Below are 6,728 nucleotides of genomic sequence, written 5' to 3'. Positions count from 1 at the left end.
CCGCGGCGCTGGCCCGGGCCGCGGCGAACCGGGCGGCGGCGCGGGTGCTCGGCCGGGTTCCCAGCGGCTGGCGCAACGTGGTCGCGCAGCCGCAGGTCAGGACGTTCGCAGCGGGCGGGGCCGAGCACGAGGTCCGCTACCGGCTCACCCGCGGCGGCCTCGACGGGCCGGACGGTGTGGCGCTCGTGTCGGCGACGCCGTCGGAGGTCGTGCTGGACGTCGGCGGGCTGCGCCGCCGGTTCGAGGTCGCCACCTACCCCGGCCTGTCCTGTGTGGACTCCCCGCTGGGGTCGGTGGCCCTGACGCCGGTGGAGCGCTTCGCCGATCCCGCCGACCAGGTCGCGGCGGGCTCACTGCTCGCGCCCATGCCGGGCACCGTGGTGCGGGTCGCGGTCGGCCAGGGGGACAAGGTCAGCGCCGGCCAGCCACTGCTGTGGCTCGAGGCCATGAAGATGCAGCACCAGATCGTTGCCCCGGCCGACGGTGTGGTCGCCGAGCTCGGGGTCGCCGTCGGGGACCAGGTGGAAGTCGGACGCGTGCTCGCTGTTGTCACACAGGAGGAATCATGACGGCCTTTTCTGAGTCCGAGGAGCGGCAGGCGCTGCGGGCGGCGGTGGCCGACCTGGGCAAGCGCTACGGCGGCGAGTGGTTCCAGCGCAAGGCCCGCAGCGGGGAGAAGACCACCGAGCTGTGGGCCGAGGCGGGCAAGCTCGGCTACCTAGGCGTGAACGTGCCCGAGGAGTTCGGCGGCGGGGGCGGCAACATCGGCGACCTGGCCGCGGTGGCCGAGGAGCTCGCCGCGCAAGGCTGCGGGCTGCTGCTGATGGTCGTGTCGCCGGCCATCTGCGCGACGATCATCAGCCGCTTCGGCACCGACGAGCAGAAGCAGACCTGGCTGCCACGCTTCGCCGACGGCTCGCTGCGCATGGCGTTCGCCATCACCGAGCCGGACGCCGGCTCCAACGCCCACAAGCTGACCACCACCGCCCGCCACGACGGCGACGGTTGGGTCCTGAGTGGACGGAAGGTCTTCATCTCCGGTGTCGACGAGGCCGAGGCCGTCATGGTCGTCGGCCGGACCGAGGACGCGAAGACGGGTCGGCTCAAGCCGGCGCTGTTCATCGTGCCGACGAGCACGCCGGGCTTCGAGTACCAGCCCATCGAGATGGACATCGTCTCGCCGGACAAGCAGTTCATGCTGTTCCTCGACGACGTACGGCTGCCCGCCGACGCGCTCGTCGGCTCCCAGGACGCGGCGCTGCTGCAGCTGTTCGCCGGGCTGAACCCGGAGCGGATCATGGCGGCGTCGTTCGCGATCGGCATGGGCCGCCACGCGCTCGGCAAGGCCGTCGAGTACGCGAAGACCCGACAGGTGTGGAGCACGCCGATCGGTGCGCACCAGGGCGTCGCGCACCCGCTGGCCGAGGCGAAGATCGAGCTGGAGCTGGCGAAGGTGATGACCCAGAAGGCCGCCGCGCTCTACGACTCGGGCGACGACATGGGCGCCGGCGAGTCGGCGAACATGGCGAAGTACGCGGCCGCCGAGGCGTCGGTCAAGGCGGTGGACGCCGCGGTGCAGGTGCACGGCGGCAACGGGATGACGGCCGAGTACGGCCTGGGCGCGCTGGTCGCCGCGGCCCGCGTCAACCGGATCGCTCCGGTCAGCCGCGAGATGATCCTCAACTTCGTCGCCCAGAACACGCTGGGCCTACCGAAGTCGTACTGATGACGGATCTGCGCGAACCTCGGCAGGACCGGAGCCGGGTCACCCGGCAGCGGTTGCTGGAGGCGGCGATCGAGTGCCTGGCCGAGGTCGGCTGGTCCGGCAGCACGGTGTCGGTGGTGGCCGAGCGGGCGGGCGTGTCGCGCGGCGCCGCCCAGCACCACTTCCCGACCCGCGAGGACCTGGTGACCTCTGCGGTCGAGTACGTCACCGAGGAGCGGCTGGCGCTGCTGCGCTCGCACGCCGCCGACCTGCCGACCGGGCCCGGCCGCACCCAGGCCGTGGTCGACATGGTCGAGCACATGTACACCGGCGCCGTCTTCGGCGCGGCCATCCACCTGTGGGTGGCCGCGTCCTCGGACGCGAAGCTGCGGGAGCGGGTGCTGAAGCTGGAGGCGCAGGTGGGCCGTGAGACGCACCGGCTGGCGCTGGACCTGCTGGGCGTGGACGAGTCGGTCCCGGGCGTCCGCGAGGCGGTCCAGGCGACGCTCGACCTGGCCCGCGGCCTGGGCCTCGCGAACCTCCTGTCGGACGACGGCCGCCGACGCGCGCGGGTGCTGCGGCAGTGGGCGACGATGCTGGACGCGGCCGTGGCCGATGCGCGAATCGCCTGACTTGACATCCGAGTAATAATCGATTGTTCGGGTATTCCGGGGAATTCACGGAATGGCCCGAATCGCGATTATTGTAGTGGATGAGGGGCGCATTTGTCAAAGGCGGCATTGTCGAGAACACAGTACGAGGCCGAACTGGCGGCCGAACGGGAGCACATCGGGTTTCTGTACGGGCGGTTGGACGCCGAACGCGCGGCGGCGTCCGCCGAGCTGAGCGGCGTGCTGCGCAACGGCTCCACCGAGACCACCGAGGACCTGTGGCAACGCGACGTCGCGGCGAGTTCGCTGCACGACCGGCTCGGGCGGTTCCGGGTGGCCGACAGCGGACTGTGCTTCGGCCGGCTGGACCTGGAGTCCGACGAGGTGCTATATGTCGGCCGAATCGGGTTGTTCGACGAGGACGACGATTATAGGCCGCTGCTCACCGATTGGCGCGCACCGGTCGCCCGCCCATTTTACTGCGCCACCGCCGCCAATCCCGAAGGCGTCACCCGGCGCCGCCATTTCCGCACTCGCGACCGGCGAATCCTCGATTTCCACGACGACGTCCTCGACCACGGCGTGGCCGGCGGCGACGAGGTCCTGCTGGCCGCCCTGAACGCCCCGCGCGGCGAGACGATGGGTGACATCGTCGCCACCATCCAGGCCGAGCAGGACGAGATCATCCGGCTCGGGCACACCGGCGTGGTGGTCATCGACGGCGGGCCCGGCACCGGCAAGACCGTCGTCGCGCTGCACCGGGTCGCCTACCTGCTCTACGCGCACCGCGAGCGGATGTCCCGTCGCGGCGTGCTCGTCATCGGCCCCAACACCGGTTTCCTGCGCTATATCGGTGACGTGCTGCCCTCGCTCGGCGAGACCGACGCGGTGTTCGCCACGCCGGGGGAGCTGCACGTCGGCCTGGAGACGTCGGCCACCGATCCGCCGCGGACCCGCCGGGTCAAGGGCGGCCTGGCCATGGTCGACGTGCTGGCGGCCGCGGTCGCCGACCGCCAGGAGCTGCCCGGCACGCCGATCGAGATCGAGCTGGACGACGTGACCGTCGAGATCGACGACGAGGTCGCCGCCCGCGCCCGGGACCGGGCGCGCGCCAGCGGGCTGCTGCACAACCAGGCCCGGCCGACCTTCCGCGACTCGTTGATCCTCGACCTCACCGAGCAGGCGGTCGTGCGCATCGGCGGCGACTGGCTGGAGATCCGGGACATGCCGGAGCTGGCCGAGGACACTCGCGCGGACATCCGTCGTGAGCTGTCCCGCAGCCGCGCGCTGACGACCGCGGTGAACACCCTCTGGCCCCGGCTGACCCCGTACGGCCTGCTGGTCGAGCTGTACGGCTCGGCCGATCGGCTGGTCGTCGCCTGCGAAGGCATGCTGACGGCCGAGGACCGTGACGCGCTGGCCCGCGAGCCGGGCTCGGACTGGACCGTCTCCGATGTGCCCCTGCTCGACGAGTCCCTCGAGCTGATCGGCCCGCTGACCAGGGACGATGGTGCGCTCGAGCGGATCAGGCGGGCCGAGCGCCGCTACGCCCGCGGGGTGCTGGACATCCTGGACACCGACGAGGACCCGGACGAGGAGACGTTGCGTGCGGTGGACCTGATCGGCGCGGAGACGCTGGCCGAGCGGCACGAGGAGCGCGACCACCGGACGCTGGCCGAGCGAGCCGCGGCCGACCGCGAGTGGACCTACGGGCACGTGGTCGTCGACGAGGCGCAGGAGCTGTCCGAGATGGACTGGCGAGTGGTGATGCGCCGATGCCCCAGCCGGTCGCTGACGATCGTGGGCGACCTGGCGCAGCGCGAGTCCCCGGCCGGCGCCCGGTCCTGGGCGGCGATGCTGGAGGAGTACGTGCCGGCGCGGTGGACCTACCGGCAGCTGACGGTCAACTACCGGATGCCGGCGGAGATCATGGAGGTGGCGGCGCGGGTGCTGACCGAGATGGACCCGTCGCTGCAGCCCCCGAAGTCGGTCCGGCACGGCGAGGCGCGCCCGTGGTCGGCGCGCACCACGCCGGCCGAGCTCTCTCGCACGGTCGCGGAGCTGACCCGCGCGGAGTCGGCCGCCCTGGGTGACGGCACGGTGGCCGTCCTCGCCCCCGAAGACCTGAACCTCGGCGCGGTGACCCCCCGAGCGGCGAAGGGCCTGGAGTACGACGCGGTCATCATCGTCGAGCCCCAACGGATCCTGGCCACGGAACCGTCGGGCGCGGCCGACCTGTACGTGGCCCTGACCCGCGCGACGCAGCGCCTGGGCATCGTCCACACCGAGGACCTCCCCGAGCCCCTGCACGGACTCGAGCCGAGGCAGGGCCAAGCCGATCTCGATCCACGGCCCTCCCACTGCCATCCCCTTTCCGCGGGACTGAGCAACTTCCGATGAGCTAGCGGGCGCGCAAGGTGACCGGGAGGTCGTCGGTCGGGATGGGGAGGGCTGTGGGGTCCCAGCGGACGGTGTAGTCGGACGGCACCGACCACTCGAAGCGGCGCACCAGCTCGTGTACCAGGTACTTCACCTCGTACATGCCGAAGTGCATGCCGATGCACTTGTGCACCCCGCCGCCGAACGGCATCCACGCCATCCGGTGCACCTTGTCCTCCCGGCGGCCTTCCGCGAACCGCTCCGGGTCGAAGCGGCGTGGGTCCGGCCAGTACTCCGGCACCAGGTGGTTGACCCACGGCGTGACGCTGACCAGCGTGTTCGCCGGCACGTAGTGGCCCAGCAGGTCGGTGTCCCGCACTGTCTTGCGCACCAGCGACGGCACCGGCGCGACCAGGCGCAGCGACTCCTTGATCACCAGGTCCAGCGTGCCCAGCCGGTCGAGCGCGGCCATGTCGGGCGGCGACTCGCCCAGCGCCAGCGACTCCGCGCGCACCTTCTCCTGCCACTCCGGGTGCTTGCCGAGGTAGTACGCCACCGCCGACGTCGTGATGGTCGACGTGTCGTGCGCGGCCATCATCAGGAAGATCATGTGGTTGACGACGTCGTCGTCGCTGAACATCTCGCCCTCGTCGGTCCGGGCGTGGCACAGGGCGGCGAAGAGGTCATCCGAGTCCGACGCGCGCTTGGCCGGCAGGCTGCGCCGGAAGTAGTCCTCGAGCACCTTCCGGCCACGCAAGCCGGCACCCCAGCGGCCGACCGGCAGCCGGATGAGCGCGGTGCCCGCCCGTACGGTGTCGATGAACGCCCGGGTGATCCGCTCGCTGTCCGCGGCGGGCAGGTCGGCGGCCATGAAGACGTCGGTGGCGATGTCGAGCGTCAACCGCTTGAGTGCCGGGTAGACGGTGAACCGCTCGCCCGGCCGCCAGCCGGCGAGCCCGCGCCGGGCCACGTCGCCGATCCGGTCGAGGTAGCCCCGCAGCCGATCGGTCGTGAAGGCCTGCTGCATGAGCCGGCGGTGATAGAGGTGCTCGTCGAAGTCGAGCAGCATCAGGCCGCGGTTGAAGAACGGGCCGATGAAGTAGGTCCAGCCCTGCTGGGAGTACGCCTTGTCCTTGTTGGCCAGCACGACCTGCGCCGCCTCCGGCCCGGCGGCCGCCACGATCGTGATGCCGAACGCGCGCACCCACGAGACCGGCCCGTGCGTCTCGTAGCGCTTCAGCCCGTACCGGACGCCGAGGCGCAGCATCTCCAGACTGTGCCCGAGCAACGGCATCCCGGGGTCGCCCGGCACCGGCGCCAGGTCACTGCCCGCCGGTGGCGCCGAGAGGTCTCGCGGGGCCCATTTCCTGTTGAGCAACCACTTGTCGATGGCGTCGGTCGACACGACGGACATGACACACCTACTTCCTGGCCTCCAACACGCTCACCGCCAGCGCGGTGAGCTCGGTGGCGATCCCTTGCCGGGCGGCGATTCGGGGCGTTCGGGCGAGGTCGTTGACGACCGTCAGCGCGGCGTGCACGGTGATCCGCGCCTCCGGTTCGGACAGCTCGGGCGCGACGGCGCGCAGCAGGCGAACCCACTGCGCCACGTACGTCCGCTGCACGCGGAGCAGCTCCTTGCGGTCGGGGTCCGGCAGGTTACCGTGCTCGCTGGCGAACGTGGCCAGCAGGTTGTCCGACCGCAGCACGGTGTCCACATAGGACGACGCGAGTCGGGCGAGGGTGCCGTCGGGGTCGGCCGCGTCGCCGATCGCCGTGTCGGCGGTGTGCGCGAGCCGGTCGGCCATCCGGTACCCGGCGGCCACGAGGATCGCGGTCTTGCCGGGGAAGTAGCGGTAGATGCTCGGCCCGGCCATGCCCGCGGCCGCGCCGATGTCCTCCATGCTCACCGCGTGGAAGCTGCGGTCGCGGAACAGCAGGGTGGCCGCGGACAGCAGCTCCTCGCGGCGCGACGGCGGCGTGACCCCCGCCGGACGCGGCGGCTCCGCCTCGACCGGCGCCCCGGCCGGCGG

Annotated in this window: 6 protein-coding genes; 4 read left to right on the top strand and 2 right to left on the bottom strand. The window is 71.7% G+C overall.

Going from position 1 to position 6,728, the window contains the following annotated elements; translation table 11 throughout:
- The 4 genes from ACRDSK_RS30370 to ACRDSK_RS30355 all read left to right on the top strand — a co-directional run.
- A partial coding sequence (locus tag ACRDSK_RS30370) for a biotin/lipoyl-containing protein (RefSeq protein ID WP_431444826.1) occupies window positions 1–569 on the top strand: 569 nt, incomplete at its 5' end.
- Window positions 566–1,726 carry an acyl-CoA dehydrogenase family protein gene (locus tag ACRDSK_RS30365; RefSeq protein WP_431444825.1) on the top strand — a complete coding sequence of 387 codons (1,161 nt, stop codon included), beginning with the start codon at window positions 566–568 and terminating at the stop codon, window positions 1,724–1,726. The genes ACRDSK_RS30370 and ACRDSK_RS30365, both read left to right, overlap by 4 nt.
- Complete coding sequence (locus ACRDSK_RS30360; RefSeq protein WP_431444824.1) at window positions 1,726–2,337, top strand: TetR/AcrR family transcriptional regulator; 612 nt, start codon at window positions 1,726–1,728, stop codon at window positions 2,335–2,337. The genes ACRDSK_RS30365 and ACRDSK_RS30360 overlap by 1 nt, the downstream gene beginning before the upstream one ends.
- 108 nt (window positions 2,338–2,445) lie before the next feature.
- The gene (locus tag ACRDSK_RS30355) at window positions 2,446–4,716 is read left to right on the top strand and encodes a helicase (RefSeq protein ID WP_431444823.1); all 2,271 of its coding nucleotides are present in this window, start codon (window positions 2,446–2,448) and stop codon (window positions 4,714–4,716) included.
- A gap of 1 nt (window position 4,717) precedes the next feature.
- Here the strand turns inward: ACRDSK_RS30355 and ACRDSK_RS30350 are convergent, their stop codons facing one another.
- Window positions 4,718–6,109: a cytochrome P450 gene (locus ACRDSK_RS30350; RefSeq protein ID WP_431444822.1), complete on the bottom strand. Its 1,392-nt coding sequence runs from the start codon at window positions 6,107–6,109 to the stop codon at window positions 4,718–4,720.
- A gap of 7 nt (window positions 6,110–6,116) precedes the next feature.
- Window positions 6,117–6,728, bottom strand: a 612-nt coding sequence (locus ACRDSK_RS30345) for a TetR/AcrR family transcriptional regulator (protein WP_431444821.1), incomplete at its 5' end; no start/stop codon positions are given.

This window comes from Actinophytocola sp. (assembly GCF_050699915.1).
In the GTDB taxonomy this organism is placed as follows: domain Bacteria; phylum Actinomycetota; class Actinomycetes; order Mycobacteriales; family Pseudonocardiaceae; genus Actinophytocola.
Note: the sequence above shows the minus strand (reverse complement) of the source record. Positions and strands in the feature narration are given on the sequence as shown.